Annotated in this window: 16 protein-coding genes, 1 tRNA gene and 1 pseudogene; 3 read left to right on the top strand and 15 right to left on the bottom strand. The window is 45.4% G+C overall.

The features are described from left to right. Positions 1 to 68: 68 nt before the first annotated feature. Both E2B99_RS06310 and E2B99_RS06305 read right to left on the bottom strand, forming a co-directional pair. On the bottom strand, positions 69 to 923 hold the full coding sequence (locus E2B99_RS06310) for a MaoC family dehydratase (RefSeq protein ID WP_134244098.1): 855 nt from the start codon (positions 921 to 923) through the stop codon (positions 69 to 71). Between the two features lie 94 nt (positions 924 to 1,017). Beyond that, positions 1,018 to 2,409 carry a 3-oxoacyl-ACP reductase gene (locus tag E2B99_RS06305; RefSeq protein WP_134244097.1) on the bottom strand — a complete coding sequence of 464 codons (1,392 nt, stop codon included), beginning with the start codon at positions 2,407 to 2,409 and terminating at the stop codon, positions 1,018 to 1,020. Between the two features lie 500 nt (positions 2,410 to 2,909). On the opposite strand from E2B99_RS06305, the pseudogene E2B99_RS06300 reads away from it, so the two are divergent. Next, a pseudogene (locus E2B99_RS06300) lies at positions 2,910 to 4,328 on the top strand (acetyl-CoA C-acetyltransferase); the annotation flags it as partial. An 84-nt stretch (positions 4,329 to 4,412) separates the two neighbouring features. Here E2B99_RS06300 and E2B99_RS06295 read toward each other — a convergent pair. From E2B99_RS06295 to ispF, 4 genes are all read right to left on the bottom strand, one after another. Beyond that, positions 4,413 to 5,228, bottom strand: coding sequence for a hypothetical protein (locus tag E2B99_RS06295; RefSeq protein ID WP_134244095.1), 816 nt, complete (start codon positions 5,226 to 5,228; stop codon positions 4,413 to 4,415). Between the two features lie 105 nt (positions 5,229 to 5,333). Then, positions 5,334 to 6,428 (bottom strand): 3-deoxy-7-phosphoheptulonate synthase, encoded by a 1,095-nt coding sequence (locus E2B99_RS06290; protein WP_134244094.1) that lies wholly within the window; start codon positions 6,426 to 6,428, stop codon positions 5,334 to 5,336. Between the two features lie 159 nt (positions 6,429 to 6,587). Continuing rightward, positions 6,588 to 7,484 (bottom strand): sulfite exporter TauE/SafE family protein, encoded by an 897-nt coding sequence (locus tag E2B99_RS06285; protein WP_134244093.1) that lies wholly within the window; start codon positions 7,482 to 7,484, stop codon positions 6,588 to 6,590. 160 nt (positions 7,485 to 7,644) lie between these two features. Further along, a complete protein-coding gene (gene ispF / locus E2B99_RS06280; RefSeq protein ID WP_134244092.1) occupies positions 7,645 to 8,127 on the bottom strand; it encodes a 2-C-methyl-D-erythritol 2,4-cyclodiphosphate synthase in 483 nt (160 codons plus the stop codon). Positions 8,128 to 8,286: 159 nt separating this feature from the next. Here ispF and E2B99_RS06275 point away from each other — a divergent pair, with 159 nt between their 5' ends. Continuing rightward, positions 8,287 to 8,946 (top strand): lysozyme inhibitor LprI family protein, encoded by a 660-nt coding sequence (locus E2B99_RS06275; RefSeq protein ID WP_134244091.1) that lies wholly within the window; start codon positions 8,287 to 8,289, stop codon positions 8,944 to 8,946. A 26-nt stretch (positions 8,947 to 8,972) separates the two neighbouring features. Here the strand turns inward: E2B99_RS06275 and ispD are convergent, their stop codons facing one another. From ispD to E2B99_RS06245, 6 genes are all read right to left on the bottom strand, one after another. After that, positions 8,973 to 9,698, bottom strand: a complete 726-nt coding sequence (gene ispD, locus E2B99_RS06270) for a 2-C-methyl-D-erythritol 4-phosphate cytidylyltransferase (protein ID WP_134244090.1) — start codon at positions 9,696 to 9,698, stop codon at positions 8,973 to 8,975. Beyond that, positions 9,637 to 10,041, bottom strand: coding sequence for a septum formation initiator family protein (locus tag E2B99_RS06265; protein ID WP_134244089.1), 405 nt, complete (start codon positions 10,039 to 10,041; stop codon positions 9,637 to 9,639). The genes ispD and E2B99_RS06265 overlap by 62 nt, the downstream gene beginning before the upstream one ends. A gap of 124 nt (positions 10,042 to 10,165) precedes the next feature. Further along, positions 10,166 to 11,455, bottom strand: a complete 1,290-nt coding sequence (gene eno, locus E2B99_RS06260; protein WP_026470410.1) for a phosphopyruvate hydratase — start codon at positions 11,453 to 11,455, stop codon at positions 10,166 to 10,168. 150 nt (positions 11,456 to 11,605) lie between these two features. Continuing rightward, positions 11,606 to 12,466 (bottom strand): 3-deoxy-8-phosphooctulonate synthase, encoded by an 861-nt coding sequence (kdsA, locus tag E2B99_RS06255; protein ID WP_134244088.1) that lies wholly within the window; start codon positions 12,464 to 12,466, stop codon positions 11,606 to 11,608. Between the two features lie 26 nt (positions 12,467 to 12,492). Beyond that, on the bottom strand, positions 12,493 to 14,133 hold the full coding sequence (locus tag E2B99_RS06250) for a CTP synthase (protein ID WP_134244087.1): 1,641 nt from the start codon (positions 14,131 to 14,133) through the stop codon (positions 12,493 to 12,495). Between the two features lie 215 nt (positions 14,134 to 14,348). Then, positions 14,349 to 15,479 carry a porin gene (locus E2B99_RS06245; RefSeq protein WP_134244086.1) on the bottom strand — a complete coding sequence of 377 codons (1,131 nt, stop codon included), beginning with the start codon at positions 15,477 to 15,479 and terminating at the stop codon, positions 14,349 to 14,351. Positions 15,480 to 16,087: 608 nt separating this feature from the next. Between E2B99_RS06245 and E2B99_RS06240 the strand changes: the two genes are divergently transcribed. After that, complete coding sequence (locus E2B99_RS06240; RefSeq protein ID WP_134244085.1) at positions 16,088 to 17,221, top strand: porin; 1,134 nt, start codon at positions 16,088 to 16,090, stop codon at positions 17,219 to 17,221. Between the two features lie 484 nt (positions 17,222 to 17,705). Here the strand turns inward: E2B99_RS06240 and E2B99_RS06235 are convergent. The 3 genes from E2B99_RS06235 to E2B99_RS06225 all read right to left on the bottom strand — a co-directional run bounded on the left by E2B99_RS06235 (position 17,706) and on the right by E2B99_RS06225 (position 19,258). Next, positions 17,706 to 17,790 (bottom strand) — tRNA-Leu (locus E2B99_RS06235). 140 nt (positions 17,791 to 17,930) lie between these two features. Then, the gene (locus E2B99_RS06230; RefSeq protein WP_134244084.1) at positions 17,931 to 18,338 is read right to left on the bottom strand and encodes a hypothetical protein; all 408 of its coding nucleotides are present in this window, start codon (positions 18,336 to 18,338) and stop codon (positions 17,931 to 17,933) included. 38 nt (positions 18,339 to 18,376) lie between these two features. Then, entirely contained in the window at positions 18,377 to 19,258 is an 882-nt protein-coding gene (locus E2B99_RS06225) for a serine/threonine-protein kinase (RefSeq protein ID WP_134244083.1), read from the bottom strand. Between the last annotated feature and the right edge of the window lies 1 nt (position 19,259).

Raw genomic sequence — 19,259 nt, 5'->3', positions numbered from 1 at the left:
CCGTGCATTATTCGTGCAAGGGCTGCTTATATTAGGGTCTAAGTTGTTAAGCTATGCAGCGCAACGGATTATTGTGCAATCACTTGGCCACTTAAGTGTGGTTTACCTGTCTTGGTATCATGCAATTCAAATCGAATATTGGAATCATTAACACTCTGCAAGCTTACCTTGGTCGGAATAAATACTGGCAACTTAAATTGCACGTCGGCTTCATAGGCATCCGGCAAATCGCCCAATGCAGCCAGCGAGCGAGCCTTGGTCCACATGCCATGCGCAATCGCACGCTTAAACCCAAAAGCCTTGGCAGTATATTCATGAATATGGATCAGGTTCACGTCACCAGAAATGGCAGCATAACGGCGGCCAATATTTTCTGGAATGCTCCAGTCCTGTTTGGTCTGGTATTCCTGCTTGGAAGTTTCCTTAGGCTTATCAGACTTGGCAGTTATTGCTTTGCCACGCACCAGATAGGTTGTAACACCGCTATATACCTGCTCGCCATTGACGCTGGCAGCAGTGATAAAGTCAAACTGCTGACCTTTATCATGGGGACGCAGTTCGCCAAATTTGCAGGACAATGTTAAAACTTCATCCACTATTATTTTGCGGGTCTGGCGGACCACATTGCGAATATGCACCATGCCCAGCAAGGCAAAAGGAAACGGTTCTTCCGTCATCATGCTCATTTGTAATGATTGCGCCAATACCGCCAGATACATGGCAGGCACAGTGCCGTCATTTTTAAAGGTGCAAATATCGTTATAGGCTTTTAAGTGTTTTTCATCAATATTCAGGCGGTCAACAATATATTCCGCCTGTGGCAAGGTCTTGGTTTTAACCTTGGGTTTTTTGATCAGGGATAAAATCACTTTACCATAAGCCTTATAGGGCTTGGGCAATGCATCAAAATGGCGGATGCTCATGCTGGTTTCCTCAAAATATCAATTAACATCAGTAAATATAGCTGGCTATAAAGACAAACGGGGCGCCCAAAGCACCCCGCTAGAAAGCGCTGGATTAAGCACCCAGCAAACTTTGTCCGCACACGCGTACCACGTTGCCATTTACGCCAGTAGAGGCTGGATTGGCAAACCAGGCAATCGCTTCTGCTACATCAACTGGCTGACCACCCTGTTGCATGGAGTTCATGCGACGGCCTGCTTCACGAATTGCCAAAGGAATGGCGGCAGTCATTTGCGTTTCAATGAAACCCGGTGCAACCGCATTAATGGTAATGCCGTTTTTCAGTACAGGCGCCGTAAATTTCACTAGGCCGATCACGCCAGCTTTAGATGCTGCATAGTTGGTTTGACCCAAATTACCGGCAATACCGCTAATGGAAGACACACAAATAATGCGACCATTGGCATTCAAGCCATCGTTTTCCAGCAGGTAGTCATTAATGCGCTCAGCAGCACTTAAATTAATATTCAGCACCATGTCCCACAGGTTTTCTTTCATGTTGGCCAAAGTCTTGTCGCGGGTTACGCCGGCGTTGTGAACAATCACGTCCAGACCGCCTTTGCCTGCTGAAAATTCCTTGATTTTCTGGGCAGCATCTTCAGCTGTAATGTCCAGTGCCAGTACGCTACCGCCAATTTCACCCGCAACACGTTGCAGGTCGGCATCCTGCGCTGGAATATCCAGACAAATCACATGCGCGCCATCACGTGCCATGGTACGTGCAATGGCCTCACCAATGCCGCGACTTGCGCCAGTAACCAGTACGGTTTTGCCAGATAAAGGCATGCTCCAGTCAACATTCACGGTTGCAGCCTTGCTGATATTGATAACCTGACCAGAAACATAAGCAGATTTTGGAGAAATCAAAAAGCGCAGTGTGGATTCAAGGTTTTTCTCGGCACCTTTACCAACATAAACCAGTTGGGCCGCAACACCTTTTTTGAATTCTTTGCCAACTGACTTTACAAAGCCTTCCAGTGCACGCTGGGCAGTTGCTGCTTTGACGCTACCTGCCGCTTCTGGCGCACGGCCAACGATAATCACGCGGCCAGATGGCATTAACTGGCGCGCAACCGGATGAAAGAAATTATACAGTTCAACCAGTTGTTCAGAATTTGCAATGCCAGAGGCATCAAAAACAAATGCCTTGAAGCGTGATTCCTTGTCACCACTGTTAAAGGCACGCAGGTTCAGGCCAGATTTGGCAGCCACTTGCTGGAGCTGGGCATTGTCACCGGCATATGTATCGGCATGAATGCTAGCCAGTGCATCACTGATTGCCGCAGACAGGGTGCTATCCGGCGCTGCACCAAACAATACAGCACCATTAACCAGTGGCTTGCCCGGCTCATAACGATCCAGTTCAATCGGGGCTGGCAGACCCAGATTCTTGATAACCAGTTTACCTAAAGCAGAATTGGCAAATGCCTGATAACGATCGCTCATGATTTATCTCTCATCTCAAAAGTGCATAACCTGAATAAAAACAGCGTACTCCATCCTTGAGCGGCCATCTAAAATGGTATAAACAGTAGGACATCACTACAGTAATTGCAATGCATAACATGTGGTTTTTCACTGACTTTGCGTGTCTGCAGGCTGTTCCAGCATGTTAAATATACAACTGCATTGCCCAGGCAAGCTGTCTATACAAAATAACTTGGGTCTATGCTACCCAAGATTGCCAGCTAGATATTTGACTTTTAGGCAAAACTGGTGGGCATTGCAGTCAATACTTTGCAGCAACTTTATGTTAAGGTTAGCCCCTCTCAATTCATTGTTTTGGGGCACTTATGAGTCAATCCTCAAAAGACCAACCCGAATCGAGCAACACCGGGGAAACCGCAGCCAAGGCCAGTACCATTTCCAGTACGCCCAAACCTGCTGCCAAACGTGCATCAACACGTGCCCCGCGTTCCTCTACCAGCGGTACAGCATCTTCAGCGACGACAACCCGTCGTGCCAATGCAACAAAAAGCAATGCAACTAAAAGCAGTGCAAGCAATAGCAATGCGACCAAGCGCAGTGCTACCAAAAAAACTGCCAACACTTCCACCCAAAAACAGGACTCATCCATGAGCAAACAAGCTGCTTCTGTTCGTCGCGTTGCCATTATCGGCGGCAACCGTATTCCATTTGCCCGTTCAAATGGCCCATATTTCACTGCTTCCAATATTGATATGTTCACCGCTGCACTGAATGGTCTGGTTGAACGTTTTAACCTGCAAGGCCAGCGTTTAGGCGAAGTGGTTGCTGGTGCCGTACTCAAGCATAGCCGTGACTTCAACATGACCCGCGAGTGTGTATTAAACACTGCACTAGCGCCAGAAACCCCAGCGTATGACATTCAGCAAGCGTGTGGTACTGGCTTGCAGGCTGCCTTTCTGGTTGCCAACAAAATTGCACTGGGCCAGATTGAAGTCGGTGTTGCGGGCGGTGTGGATACCACATCTGATGCGCCAATCGCGTTTGGTGATGGCTTGCGTAAAGTATTCCTTGAGCTGAACATTGCCAAAACTGGTAAAGACCGCCTCAAGGCCTTAAGCAAAATCAACGTAAAAGACTTGCTGGATGCGCCTAAAAATGGCGAGCCACGCACTGGCCTATCCATGGGCGACCATCAGGCGATTACTGCGCTGGAATGGAACATTGCCCGTGAAGATCAGGATGCGCTGGCAGCGGCTAGTCACCAGAAAATGGCAGCTGCCTATGAGCGTGGTTTCTTTGATGACCTGATCACTCCATTCATGGGCTTAACCCGTGACAACAACCTGCGTCCAGACAGTTCGGTTGAAAAACTGGCCAAGCTGAAACCTGTATTTGGCAAAGGCGAAAACGCCACCATGACTGCGGGTAACTCTACCCCATTAACCGATGGTGCTTCTGTAGTACTGCTGGCTTCTGAAGAATGGGCCAAAGCCAATGGCCATGAAGTGCTGGCTTACCTGAGCTTCTCTGAAACTGCGGCAGTTGACTTTGTAGGCAAAAAAGAAGGCTTGCTGATGGCGCCTGCTTATGCTGTTCCACGTATGCTGGAGCGCGCTGGCTTAACCCTGCAAGACTTTGACTTCTACGAAATCCATGAAGCATTTGCGTCTCAGGTATTGTCTACCCTGAAAGCATGGGAAGACCCAACTTTCTGCAAAGAGCGTTTAGGTTTGGATAAGCCACTAGGTTCAATTGATCGTAGCAAGCTGAACGTCAATGGTTCATCTTTGGCGGCGGGTCATCCCTTTGCAGCCACTGGCGGACGTATTATTGCCACTGCGGCTAAATTGTTGAACGAAAAAGGTTCAGGCCGTGCGCTGATTTCGATTTGTGCAGCAGGTGGTCAGGGTGTTGTGGCGATTGTTGAAAAGCCATGAGCTGTTAACAAAAACTGCTGATTAAGCTATAAAAAAGCCCTGCATTATTTGTGGGGCTTTTCTTTTAACATTTTTAATGAAGATTTAAATATAAGATTTTACCCAGATACCTGCCTCACCCACAAAATAAGTATGCATACCTTCTACTTCGATATTATAGACCGTCATGGTTAAAGGCCCTTCACCCTCACTCCATTCTACGGTATCCGGGTCTCGCCAATTACCCTGTCTAAAACCATAAAACTCGGCATGCTCGCCGTGTTCTTCTGGCGTTTGGGCTAATAATCGCTGCTTCCATTCTTGGTCGCTTATCCAGAGTTTATTTATTATTGGTTTATAAGCAAGCTCACTATAATCTCTCTCGCCTGTAATTAAATCAATGAAACGCCCTCCTGATTGTCCAGTTTCATCACTGTAATCTACAATATAACCAAAACCTGCTTTATTGGTTTTTAGCAGTGGAGTGACTCCTTTATACTTATGATTAAATCCCCCACCTCCAAGGGTAATAGCGTATCTACCATCTTTGGTAATCATTGGATCTTGAGTTGTTAATGATTCAGTACTTATCCAACCCTTTGTAGTAGTCCAGAATGGATGATTAGCCGTGACTAATAAAGGCGCAGGTTGCAATTGTTTCTTTAAGGCGCGTCTTAGGTTAATCCGTTCATTGATAGGTAAAGCCGGATCAACATACGGTTCAAACTCCAGTAAAAATATCGGCACATGCTCAGTTGTAATTGTTTTGGTTACCGCTTTATACATCAGCTCACCACTGCTATCAGTGGCTTTAGATAAGATCCTGTCACCCACTTTAAGCTGCTCAATAGCAACCAAACCTTGATCGCTATGTACTAATGTACCTGCCACAAACCCAGCTTGATCATTTAATGTTTCCATATTTTTTAGATCCTGCTTTTATTAATTCTAAGTTATTTATTTTAAATCAAAAAAAACCCACCTTCATATTTAATCCGGTGGGCTTTTGATAGCACTATTTTAGAATTAGCCGCGTTTTGGCAGCACATCCTTTAGGGCTTCATGCATTTTCACCAAGGTGTCTTCGGTAGTTTGCCAATCAATGCAGCCATCAGTAACGGATTTGCCATATTCAAGCTGGCTTAAATCGGCAGGAATATCCTGACGCCCACCCTTGATATGACTTTCTACCATCAAGCCAACAATCGACTGATTCCCATCAACAATCTGCTGGGTCACATTTTCCAGTACCAGCGGTTGCAGGAATGGATCTTTGTTGCTGTTGGCATGGCTGGCATCAATCATGATCTTGCCGCTAACCTTGGCTTTAGTTAAAGCTGCCTCAGTCTGGGTCACGGCAGTTGCATCATAATTCGGCTTACCGTTACCACCACGCAATACCACATGGCCGTATGGATTGCCATTGGTGCGAATCACTGCAACCTGACCATCTTCATTTAGGCCGAGAAAACTGTGCCCGGATTGCACGGCCTGCATAGCGTTAATGGCTACGGTTAGGCCGCCATCAGTCCCGTTTTTAAAACCAACTGGAGAAGACAAACCTGATGACATCTCACGATGCGTCTGGCTTTCGGTAGTGCGCGCACCAATCGCCGACCAGCTAATCAGGTCTTGCAGGTACTGTGGTGAATTGGGATCAAGCGCTTCAGTGGCACAAGGCAGACCCTTTTCATTAAGCTCCAGCAGCAGCTTGCGGCCAATGCGCAGGCCTTTTTCAATATCAAAGGAATCATTCATGTCAGGGTCATTGATCAACCCTTTCCAGCCCACAGTGGTACGCGGCTTTTCAAAATAAACCCGCATCACAATATATAAAGTGTCTTTTACTTTTTCGCTCAGGGCTTTAAGGCGATCTGCATAGTCATGCGCAGCCACAGGATCATGGATTGAGCATGGGCCAATGACCACAAACAGGCGATTGTCCTTGCCATCCAGAATATTGCGGATGGTCTGGCGGCCTTGCAGCACCACCGTTTTTGCAGTATCACTTAACGGCAGTTCAGCCTTTAACTGTGCAGGAGTAATCAATGGCTGAATCGCCGCAATATTGATATTCTCGACCTGTTCACCGGAACCTGAATTATTAACCATATTATTCATTGCGTTCACAACACGCTCACCACAGACATTAAATCAATTTAAGGCTTATAGGATGGGGCCTGTAATCAATAACTGCAAGTAAATCTTTAAAAAAATTCATTGCAGTTATCAATAAAGTCCATCGGTTAATTAACAATTTAAGCGATGGAAGGAGGCCAATTAAGCTTTAACATTACTGGTCGATACGATCAGTTGGGCGTGTTGTTGTGGCTTCGGTGCAGCAGGCTTGGCCTTGACCGGATTAATCATAAAATTAATACCCAACAGCAACAAGGTAATCCCCAGAACCCGGCGAATCAGGTGCTCTGGCATGCGCGAGCTCACCAATGTGCCAACAATAATGGCTGGAATGGAACCTACCAGCAGCCAGCCCAGTAAATGAAAATCCACATTGCCGGCACTCATGTGGCTAAGTCCAGCCACCAGCGTGAGCGCTACGGCGTGCACTACATCTGAACCGATAATGCGGATCATGGGCAAATTGGCAAACATCAGGATCAGCGCCATAACCCCAAATGCACCTGCCCCAACGGACGACAAGGTAACAAACACACCCAGCACCACACCCATGATAATAACCTGCAGCTTTTTACGGCTAACCAGTTGGGCAATTTGCTCACGGCTCAGCTCAACAGCGCTGGCTATACTTTTGGAACGGCGCTTAAAAAAAGCCTCGATGCGATGACGAAAAACAATAGAAATGCCAGTAAGGGTAAGCATAAAGCCCAGTACCATCGTTAATATGGCTTTATACTGATTTGAACCGCTCAGGATATGTTCCAGCACCCAACTGGTTCCCAATGACGCCGGAATACTGCCCAGTGCCAGCCAGCCTACAATAGGCCAGACAATATTAAGTTTTTTGGCGTGAACCATTGACCCACAAAACTTGGAAATTGCGGCGTACAGTAGGTCTGTACCAATGGCAACATGTGGCTCTATTTTAAACAGGCCAATCAGGATAGGCGTCATCAATGAGCCGCCCCCCACGCCTGTGACTCCAACGCAAAAACCTACCACAATGCCGGCCAAGATAAACTGGAAAATATCAGGCATAACCAATCACTTTTCATCATTAATGCTATTAAGGTTAGTATGATATCTATTTTTAAGATAAAAGAATTTTCATAATTTTTGATTTACTTATCTCAAAAAAAGATAAAGCCTTAGGCATTCACTTCAATAACACACCAGCTCCCTAAAGATCGGAGCAAAACTATTTGCGTCCCAATAATACAACTGCACTGGCCAGAATACCTTCCTTACGTCCGGTAAAACCAAGCTGTTCCGTGGTGGTGGCTTTTACACTAATCCGGTCCAGTGTTGTTTCCAGATCCGCTGCAATGGTAGAACGCATGGCCAGATTATGCGGTGCTAACTTGGGACGCTCGCATGCCACGGTAATATCGGCATTAATCAGCTCAAAACCCTGTTTTTTGATTAAATCATAGACATGACGTAGCAGCACCCGGCTATCAGCGCCTTTATAGTTTTCATCGGTATCCGGGAAATGCTGACCAATGTCCCCAAGTGCAAATGCACCCAGCAATGCATCTGCCAATGCGTGTAGCACTACGTCCCCATCAGAATGTGCTTTTAGGCCATGCGTATGTGCAATTTTGACACCGGCCAGCGTCACAAAACTACCGTCCTCAAACGCGTGAACGTCTATTCCCTGCCCAATTCGAATATCCAGCATGTGATATTTCATCCCAAAAAATAACAGAATAACAAATCTTGCAGGCATGATACGCGATGGCCTAAGAGTTTGGCTATTTTCTAACAGTTTGTGCTTTGCAATCTTGGAAGTGGCTGTGCTAAATTTTTCCAACTAAACTGGCAGGATGTTATAGGTCATATGGCTGTTTTTAATTGCAGGCGCTGGCTAGCGGGTAGCTTTATCAATATCGCTTTTTTACCACTGGCCTTTGCACAATTCCTGCCACTTGATTGCGAAAATCCCGGTAACTTTGTGGAAAAAACCACCTGTAGTAATCCCAAACTCACTGAACTGGACAACAAACTTTTTGCTGAACTGGAACAGGCTACTCATGAAACCAAAGTACCTGCGCAAATGCTGGAACTTACCCAGCAACGCTGGACTAAAGCACGCAATCAATGCAAAAACACGGCCTGCATTGAACAAGCCTATCAGAAGCGTTTGCTGGAAATTAAAAACCTGAATACAACTGATCAGGAATTTGTACGTTATTTTATTCGTACCAAAGACAACCGGCCTGATCCCAACCTTGCTTTATTGCAACTGCAAACCCTGGATGAAAAACGTATCCGCGTATTGGCTCAAACCTTCTGGAATAGCAAGGACAACAAGAGTAATCAGACTACCGATTTTAGCGGCTATGCCAATCAGGCCAAAAAAATAACGGTTAAGGATCTGGATACTGGCTGTATTCTGAAACTACGCCAGTACAAGGAACAATGGCGGGTATGGCAAGCCTCCCCGCTTTGCGGTAACAAGAATCTGCGGTTTAGTGGTGTTTATGAACTGCAAAAATAGATTTTTATGATCGGCATTTTTAAAAACTAAATCAGGCTTTCTTCTGCTTGTGCTTTTAAAATGGCAGCAGCCAGTCCTAAATCTTCAGGATAGGTAATTTTAATATTGGTACTGCTGCCGTTTACCAGCTTTACTGGCAAGCCAAGCTGTTCAATAGCACCAGCTTCATCAGTAACCAGTTGTTGTTTGGTTTTAGCTTGCTGTAATGCGTCCAGCAAGAGACCAAAACGGAACATTTGCGGTGTCTGGCATTGCCAAAGATGATCGCGTGGCACCGTTTCAACCACTTGCCCTGCATTACCACGCTTTAAGGTATCCCGAACGGGAACGGCCAGCAGGCCACCCACGGTATCTTCTTTTAGTTCATCCAGCAAATGCTGTAAATCATTTGCCAAAATACAAGGCCGGGCAACATCATGTACCAGTACCCAGTCTTGCGCAGTGGCAAACTGCTGCAAGTACTGCATGGCAGCCAGTACTGAATCCATGCGCTCTACTCCACCTGTTACCCAGTGCAGCAATGCAGGCTTTGCAAAACTCAGGGTTTTGGCTGTCTCATCATGTGCGCTGATCGCCAACACGCAGCCTTGAACAGGCAACTGGCAAATACGGTCTACGCTATGTTGCATGACCGTTTTATTGATCAGGGTTAGGTATTGCTTTGGCGTAGTAGATGCAAAACGGCTGCCACTACCGGCCGCAGGTAAAATAGCCCAGTATCGTGCTGGTATTATCACATTTGTCAGTTTCATTGGTAATCAGGTCATCTCCGGTAACTTCAACTTGTTTTTTATAATCGGAGACATCAATAGTACTTAGCTGCACAAAAGTTTCACGTGGCTTAATCAATCCCAGATCCAGACGGGCATGTTCTTCAACAGCTTCCAGACCACTTTTTAGATCGTAAACCTCTGCACTTAAAATCCGGTTACGCTCGGCCAGTTTGCTGTTTTCAACCTGATAAGAGGCAATACGCTCCTGAAGCGCCTGACGGTCATAGTAGCCGCTTTCACCCCACCACAATTTATACTGCAAAAAGGCTAGCAGTAATATGGCAACAACAAACACAATGCGACCGCTGAGCGTAGAAAGCATAAAACTTACCTGATTTACTAAATAAGAAAGCCTAACCTCAAAGTCAGACTTCCCTGCTCATCACTGGCCAAGATCAAAATTGATACTTAGCCAGTCTGTTAGGCCAGCGCCTCAAACCCAATTTTTAAACTAGGCCTTTGAATTCGGCACGGCCACGATATGGCGCATCAATCATTTCTTCAATACGCAGCAATTGGTTGTACTTGGCCACACGATCAGAACGGCACAGTGAACCGGTTTTGATTTGACCTGCAGCCGTACCTACTGCCAGATCAGCAATGGTTGAATCTTCGGTTTCGCCAGAACGATGCGAAATGACGGTTGCATAGCCATTGGCTTTGGCCAGATAAATGGCATCCAGCGTTTCAGACAGTGTACCGATCTGGTTGTATTTAATCAAAATGGCATTGGCCACTTTCTGGTCAATACCCTTTTGCAGAATAGCCGGGTTGGTTACAAACAGGTCATCACCGACCAGCTGGATTTTGTCACCACAAATATCAGTCAGGTATTTCCAGCCGTCCCAGTCAGATTCATCCAGACCGTCTTCAATGGAGATGATCGGATATTGACGTGCCAAACCGGCCAGATAGTCGGCAAACTGCTGGCTGCTAAATGCCTTGTTGCCTTCACCTGCCAGCACATACTGACCATTTTTATAAAATTCGGTAGCGGCACAGTCCAGCGCCAACATAATATCAGTGCCAGCTTTATAACCAGTTTGCTCAATAGCCTGCAAAATCACAGTAATAGCTTCTTCATTGCTACGCAGGTTGGGTGCAAAACCACCTTCATCACCCACTGCGGTGTTCAGACCCTGTTTTTTCAAAACGCTTTTTAAGGCATGGAAAATTTCAGCACCAGCACGCAACGATTCACCAAAACTGCTAAAGCCCACTGGCTCAATCATGAATTCCTGAATATCAACGGTGTTATCAGCATGTGCGCCACCATTTAAAATATTCATCATGGGAACAGGCATGCTCAAGGTTGCCTGGCCACGCAGATTAGCAATATATTGAAACAACGGCAGTTTTAGCTCAGTAGCCGCAGCACGGGCAGCTGCTAGCGATACTGCCAGCATGGCATTGGCACCCAGCTTGGATTTGTTTTCGGTATTGTCAGTGGCAATCAGTTTGTCATCCAGTGCTTTCTGGTCACGTACATTACTGCCTAGCAACAGGTCACGAATATCACTATTTACATTATGAACGGCATTGCGCACGCCTTTACCCAGATAGCGACCCTTGTCGCCATCACGCAGTTCCAGAGCTTCACGAGAGCCAGTTGAGGCACCACTTGGCGCACAGGCACGACCTACCACGCCTGAGTCAAGAATGACATCAGCTTCAATGGTTGGGTTACCGCGTGAGTCCAGAATCTCACGGGCGCGAATATCGGTAATTTGACTCATGTAAAGCTCCTGTCCTTAACAGATATCTATTCTAAAAGCCCAGCTTAAAAAGCCTGATGCTGCAAAACTTGATTTTTCAAAACCTGATTTTTCAAAACCAGCGTCATACCCCAATAAAATGCCCGCATAACTATCGGGCATCCTACAAAATTAGTGCGTGTCCAGTGGCGCAAAGCCCTTGACCAGTTCATCTAGCTGCTTGAGCTGTGCTAAGAATGGTTCAAGCTGGGACAAACGCAAGGCACAAGGCCCATCACACTTGGCCTTATCCGGGTCTGGATGCGCCTCAAGAAACAAACCGGCCAAACCAGTTGCCATGCCTGCGCGAGCAAGCGTAGTAATCTGTGCACGGCGTCCTCCTGCCGAATCAGTACGTCCTCCGGGCGTTTGCAAGGCATGCGTCACATCAAAAAATACTGGAACATTCATGGCTTTCATGGTGTCAAAGCCCAGCATGTCTACAACCAGATTGTTATAGCCAAAACTTGAGCCACGCTCACATAAAATCAGCCGGTCATTTCCAGCTTCCAAACACTTGTGCAAAATGTGGCGCATCTCGGCAGGTGCCAAAAATTGAGCCTTTTTAATGTTAATAATGGCATTGGTTTTGGCCATTGCCTCAACCAAGTCAGTCTGGCGGCTTAAAAAGGCAGGTAGCTGAATAATATCCGCAACCTCAGCCACGGGAGCCGCCTGATAGGGTTCATGCACATCAGTGATGATAGGTACATTGAACTTGTTTTTAATTTCAGCCAGCCATTCAATTCCTTTTTCTAGACCTGGCCCACGAAATGAATTCAGGCTGGAACGGTTGGCCTTGTCGAAGCTGGCCTTAAACACATAAGGAATGCCCAGACGTCTGGTGATATCAATGTAGGTTTCTGCAATCTCAAAAGCCAGATCTTTGGATTCCAGTACATTCATGCCACCGAACAGGACAAACGGCAAATCATTGCCCATTTGAATGTCGCCCAGACTCACAACAGACTGTGCTGCTTTTAATTCGGTCATCTGTGTATTCCTTATCTTTATTGAATTTATGCGCGGCTTTGTGCCTGATGCTTAAGGGCAGCGCCAACAAAGCTGGCAAACAGCGGATGACCACCACGAGGCGAGCTGGTGAATTCCGGGTGGAACTGACACGCAACAAACCAGGGATGCGCTGGAATTTCCACTGACTCCACCAGATGCTGCACGGCTGAATAACCGGAAATATTCATGCCCGCAGCTTCAAGCTGCTCGATGTAGCGATTATTCATCTCATAACGATGGCGATGACGTTCAATCACATCAGCCTGACCGTAAATCTGGCGAATCAGGCTACCTTCTACCAGTTCGGCTTTTTGTGCACCCAGACGCATGGTGCCACCAAGATCTGATGCATCGCTACGCGTCTGAATTTCACCGCGCTCATCCAGCCATTCGGTAATTAAACCAATTAAAGGCTGTTTGGTCTGACGGTTAAACTCGGTAGATGTGGCCTCAGGCAGACCAGCCTGATTACGGGCAAACTCAATTACTGCCAGTTGCATACCCAGGCAAATGCCCAGATATGGCACCTTGTTTTCACGGGCAAAGCGGATGGCATTCATCTTACCTTGTGTCCCGCGCTCGCCAAATCCACCAGGCACCAGAATAGCATCCACGTCTTGCAAACGGCTTAAATCATCATTTTCCAGAGATTCAGCATCAATATAGATAATTTCCACCTTGCTACGATGTGTAATACCAGCGTGCAGCAAGGCTTCATTTAAGGATTTATAGGCATCTGGTAATTCAACATATTTGCCTACCATGGCAATACGTACCTGATGCTCGGGATTTAATAGCGCATCCGTCACCTGATCCCAGTCTGACAAATCAGCAGCTGGCAGGCCATTAAAGCCAAAGCGCTCGCAGATCAGGTCATCTACCTGCTGGTTATGCAGGTTACGTGGAATCATATAAATGCTTTTGGCATCTTCGGCCACAATAACGGCACGCTCTTCCACGTTAGTAAACAGGGCAATTTTACGACGTGAGTCATCACTAATGGAATGATCTGAGCGACAAATCAGAATATCAGGCTGCAAGCCAATGGAGCGCAGTTCTTTAACAGAATGCTGGGTGGGCTTGGTTTTGGTTTCACCGGCTGAAGCAATATAAGGCACCAGCGTCAGGTGCATCAAAATGGAGCGACGGCTGCCCAGCTCAACACGCATCTGGCGCACCGCTTCCATAAATGGCAGTGACTCGATATCACCAGCCGTACCACCGATTTCGACAATGGCCACGTCGTAGCCTTCACCACCAGCTTTGATGCGGTCTTTGATATTGTCGGTAATGTGCGGAATCACCTGAACCGTAGCGCCCAGATAGTCACCACGACGTTCTTTTTGCAAAACGTCCAGATAAATACGGCCACTGGTAAAGTTGTTTTTCTTGGTCATGCGGGAGCGGCGTAAAAAACGCTCGTAGTAGCCTAGATCAAGATCGGTTTCCGCGCCGTCTTCGGTCACAAACACTTCGCCATGCTGAAATGGACTCATTGTGCCAGGGTCAACGTTGATATAAGGGTCCATTTTAATCATGGTGACACTTAAACCACGGGCTTCCAGCAAGGTTGCTACTGATGCTGCGGTAATCCCCTTGCCCAGTGAGGATACGACGCCGCCAGTCACAAAAATAAAGTGAGTCATTGATATTCCAATCTGTTACAGCCTACAAATGGCGTTTACTGATGGGGCGCAATTTTACTTCACCCACGCCTCATAAAGCAAAGCACATCCTGTGTTTTCATTATTTTTATTTTGTTGTGCCTAAAAATGACCCGTTTTAAACACTTAAACCCGTACAAGGCGGGCTTAAGCACAATCCGGTCAGACCACTTGCCAAATTTTATGACGACTGAATCTTAAAACTTGTATTCCAGACCAACACCGGCATAACGGGTTTTATTATCAACAGTGCCGTTATTTTTGGTGTTCTGAGCTAAAAAGCCATAGCCCCGGGTCTTGCTATTAAAAGCGTAGTCAACACCAGCTGCGATCTGATCGATATCGTAGTCTTTGGTAATTTGCTTAAAGCTGGTGGTCGCATGGTTATACTGTGCCTTTACAGAGACCTTGCCATAATTTGGAATCTTGTAGCTGGCTCCTACCGTGTAGCCAAATTCATCATCGACATTATTTAAAGCTGCAATAGATGCTGCTGTCGTTACGGCTGTTGCACCGCTTGCGGTGGCAGCGCTAGTGGTATTGGCATTATCTACAGTGGCACGCTGCACTAATGCAGTTAAGGTTAAGCCCACTTCTTTTAGATTAACTGCGCCAGTTCCACGCACAATATTGGCAGTCGCAATCGGTGAGCCAGAAAGACCCAACCAGCGGCTGCCAACGCCACTATCATAACCCAGACCTGCTGATACGCCACTGTCATTTTTATAGGTCAGCGAGGTAGACCATGCATCGGCAAGATTTTTGCCAGAAGCATCACCTGCGCTGGCAACAAATGCACCATCATTATTATCCTCACCCGCAGCAATTAGAGCATTAAACTGAAAATCACCATTGGCAGTTTTTAATACTGGGGTTTCATACGATACGGTATTGTTCAGACGGTTTTCACCAGTCAATGTACCGGTAATATCCACTGCATTGGCCACATAGTTATCAAACAGGTCAACACCACCAGCCAGTCGCTTGACATAGCTGTCAACCTTACCAATCTTTAGTGCACCCAGCTTGTCAGATTTTAAGCCCAAATAACGATTACGTTGCCCCAGATCAGTGCCATCGCCATCCGCATTGATTTGCCACTCAATCAGATAAAGTACGCTTAAATCATCAGTCAGCTTCTCATCACCCTTTAAGCCAAAGAATGAAATATTGGAATCAACCTTCCAGTTATCGTTATTGGTGGTGGCACTGCTGTCATAGTCGAAGCGATCAACTGACAGATCCAGCTTGCCATATAATGCGGGTGCTGCACTGGCAGCATTTAAACCAATTCCACTGATTAATACAGCCAACAGTAATTTTTTCATTGCAGATATCCCCAATAATGGTGCGGTATGTTTTAAAAGTGACAAGCCGTTACATGGTTCAAGTCACTGAATTGTTACACATATAGTGAACTGTCTTTAAAATGTAACAAAACAATTAGTTTTGCATTGCTTATTAAAAAACTGAATAAAGGACTATGGGTTTATCCTAAAAGTATGCTTTAGTAATTTAGATCACATCAGCAAATCCATTAAGATTTATGGCTCATAAAATCTTTTAAATACAGTGTCATACTTAAATTTTACCAATGAATAATTAACATTGTGACCTCCCGCAAGCCAGTGAATCCATTGTAATGACTACGGGCATCGTTGGCCGTTTTATGGGTATTTTTTACTCAGCATTGCGCTAAAAATTACTCGTACCTAAAGCAATATCTGTTCCATTTTTTATGAAAAAATGAATTTTTCCCCTTAAAAATTTTAATAATTTATTTTTTTTGTACTGTCATATTTAACAATTTTGAAATATTTGCCCCCGATACTAGCGAGCAACGGCCAAGCTGGTAAATCCAGAACCTGATTAGCCTATAACTAAATGATGAATGTACAAAACTGACCTTGAGGGTCTTGGAATCTTGGAGAGACACATGAAAAAACTGTTACTGGCGACTGCGGTATCTGCCCTGACCATCAACGCAGTACAAGCGGCCCCTACAGTTTATGGCAAACTGCACGTTACCCTTGATAACGTGGACAAGTTTAGTGCAACTACCAAAGCCGATACTGACAATGTATGGGAAATCAATTCTAACAATTCACGGATCGGCGTTAAGGGTGAAGAAACGTTAACTGACAATTTAAAAGCAATTTACTTGGTTGAATGGCAAGTCAACACTGATGGTGATGGTACTGATCTGGGCCAACGCAATCGTTTTGTTGGTTTGAAATATGACCGCATCGGTACTGTTAAAGTGGGTAAATTTGACTCTTACCTGAAAACGGCTCAGGGTAAGGTAGATATATTTAATGATATGAATTATCTGGATATTACCAGAATTATGGCTGGTGAGAACCGCCCTAATAACGTGATTGGCTTTGAAAGTGATACAAAAGCCCTGAACGGTTTTGGCATTAACCTGATGCTGCAACAGGGCGAAAACAACAAACTGGACCCCAACAGTAATGATGTAAGCAAGAACCTGGGCGATGCCATTTCTGCATCCTTGACTTATGAAAACAAAGACATGGGCGTATTTGCTGCTCTGGCTGGTGACAAAAACGTAGTCAGTACTTTCAATGCAGTAAGTGCCAAAGCAGAAGCTGATGTTATTCGTCTGGTTGGTAGCCTTAATCTGGGTGCAATGGCCAATGTAGCAGGCCTGACCTTGAACGGCATGTATCAAAATGCAGAACCAACCAACCTGTCTGCCGCGGCGACTGCTCCAGGAATCCCTGGCATTCCAGCGACTGGCACCACCCCTGCCATTCCAGCGGTTGCTGCTGGTGTATTCAGAAACTTTGACAAGGAAAACTCTTTCCTGGTTAGCGCGGCGTACGCTATTGGCGAAACTCCATGGGCGGTAAAAGCACAGTATCATCAATCTACCACCAGCTTTGATGGCGGCCGTGATGATGTTGAACTGAGCCAGATTGGCGGCATGGTTGACTATATGTTTAACAGCAAAACCCGTGCGTATGGTTACCTTGCCCAGCAGTCAGATGACCGTAAAAATGTTGATGACCGCATGTATGCTGGTGTAGGTATGGAATTTAATTTCTAATCTGTAATTTATTAATATTCTAAGAACGCTGGCAAATGCTGGCGTTTTTTATTTATTAGACTTCTTTCATAAGTTGTACCAACTCGCCTTCGACAGGCTCAGGCACCGTTGGTTGAGCTTGTCGAAACCAGACTTATGCATGAGATCTAGTATGTTTACACAGCTAATAAGGAGTTTTTTGAGTCCATAAAAAAGAATACTGATATAGGCTCAAGTTGTTTTCGGAACAGTACGCGCATCGACGAAATAATAAAAAAATGACTGCTCTATTGACTTGTGGTTATTTGGGCATCTGTAGCCGTAATCAGGTTGTTATAGTTGTAGTATGTGGCTCTTATGGTTGTCCTTTTCATTGTCCTCAAAACCAGTTGTTATATAGTGGTGTAAAACGGTATATACAGGCAATAAAAAAGGCTTAAACCCTTTGGATTCAAGCCTTTATCTACCATATTTAAATATATGGAGGTATACAATTTTATATAAATGGTGGGGGCGAAGAGACTCGAACTCTTACACCTTGCGGCGCTGGAACCTAAATCCAGTGCGTCTACCAATTCCGCCACGCCCCCTGAGAGAAGATTAAAAATGCACTGCATTTTCTTCCTGCAAGAGAAAAACCCATGATTTTTCTGTGAACGGATAATAACAAACCAGCTTATTCTTGCCTAGCATTATTAATATCAAACGTTCAAACATTGCACAAATAAGCTTAGTTTTTATTTATTTGCAATTTTTGACCATTTTGATAAAGCAAATAATGCGTACCCGAGGCATCAAAAGCATCTTGTAAATGCAGTTTAACTGTTCCCTTCTGACTAAAATCACCGTAGCCATGGCCTGCACTAAATGTAGTATTAAATTGCTGCAAAATACGCTTTAAAATCCATGGATGGGCAAAAATGGAAACCTCAAGCACTTTTGCCTTACGCTTATACTGCTGTTGCCATGTCTTTAATTCATCTGCCATATGCTGAAACTTCTTGGAAAACTCATCATAGTCTTCGGCAGAAAACCTGACCTGACGTGTTATGGAACGATTCCACCATCTCCCTATCACAATATCGTCCGTTTCATAATAGGGTGTCACAGGTTCAGGTAATATTGGTGTATTTAACATTGTGAAGGGTTATTCCTACGGCAAGTTGGCAGTGATCACTATAGGTGATGATGAACACCCTGAAAAGCCTGCTGGGCCAGTCGCCGGATTTCAGTAACTTCGTTCAGGCGATTATGCTGATTCTTAGCCAATAATCCATCTATGAGCATTTGAAAACTGGCCAAATGTTCAGGTAGCAATGGCACAGGCTGCTGACAATGTTGCATGGCCCAACCTTGATAATCATTTGCTTGATATAAACTTTTTTGCATCAGTAGTTCATAAAGAATCAAACCAAGGCTGTAAAAGTCGGTTTGTGCTGTCAATTGCTGTCCCAGAAACTGCTCTGGACTCATATACCGTGGTGTGCCTCTGGTTGCTTCCATTGCTTTCGGAGCAACATTAGATGCTTGAGATTTAATGTCAGGTTGAGCAAGTGCAAAATCAATCAAATACACATTAGAAGGCGCGTTAATCAGAAAATTAGAAGGCTTTAAATCCAGATGCAGCCAGCCGTTTTTGTGCAATGCAAGCACTGCATCCAGCATGCCCAGCCATAATTGTTCTGTTTGCTGTAAAGTGCAAATCTGGCTACTCAGAAAATCCCTGATATTACCCTGCTCCATATAGGGCAAAACCAAATAACGTACTAATTCAGGCGGCGTGCTGGATGATTTTAAACGTAATACTTCTTGCCCAATTTTCAATAATGGCAACCAGTATGATGAATCTATCTCTCGTAACTCATTCAAGACCCGAACTTCGTTGAGAAATAATTCCTGCTCAATCTGGCCTGCTGTTACAGATAGAAATTTTATGACGTACAGTGATTGATCATCTGTTGCTTGCGCCAGATAAAGCTGGGGCCGTGCAAAATTCAGGTGAGACACCTGTGCCTGCAATGGCCTGATTAAGTGGTATTGCCCGAGTCTTCCTTCCATC

The organism is Alkanindiges illinoisensis (assembly GCF_004377485.1).
GTDB classification, from domain to species: Bacteria; Pseudomonadota; Gammaproteobacteria; order Pseudomonadales; family Moraxellaceae; genus Alkanindiges; species Alkanindiges illinoisensis_A.
The sequence above is the reverse complement of the archived record's forward strand: the minus strand, read 5'-3'. Positions and strand labels throughout refer to the sequence as shown.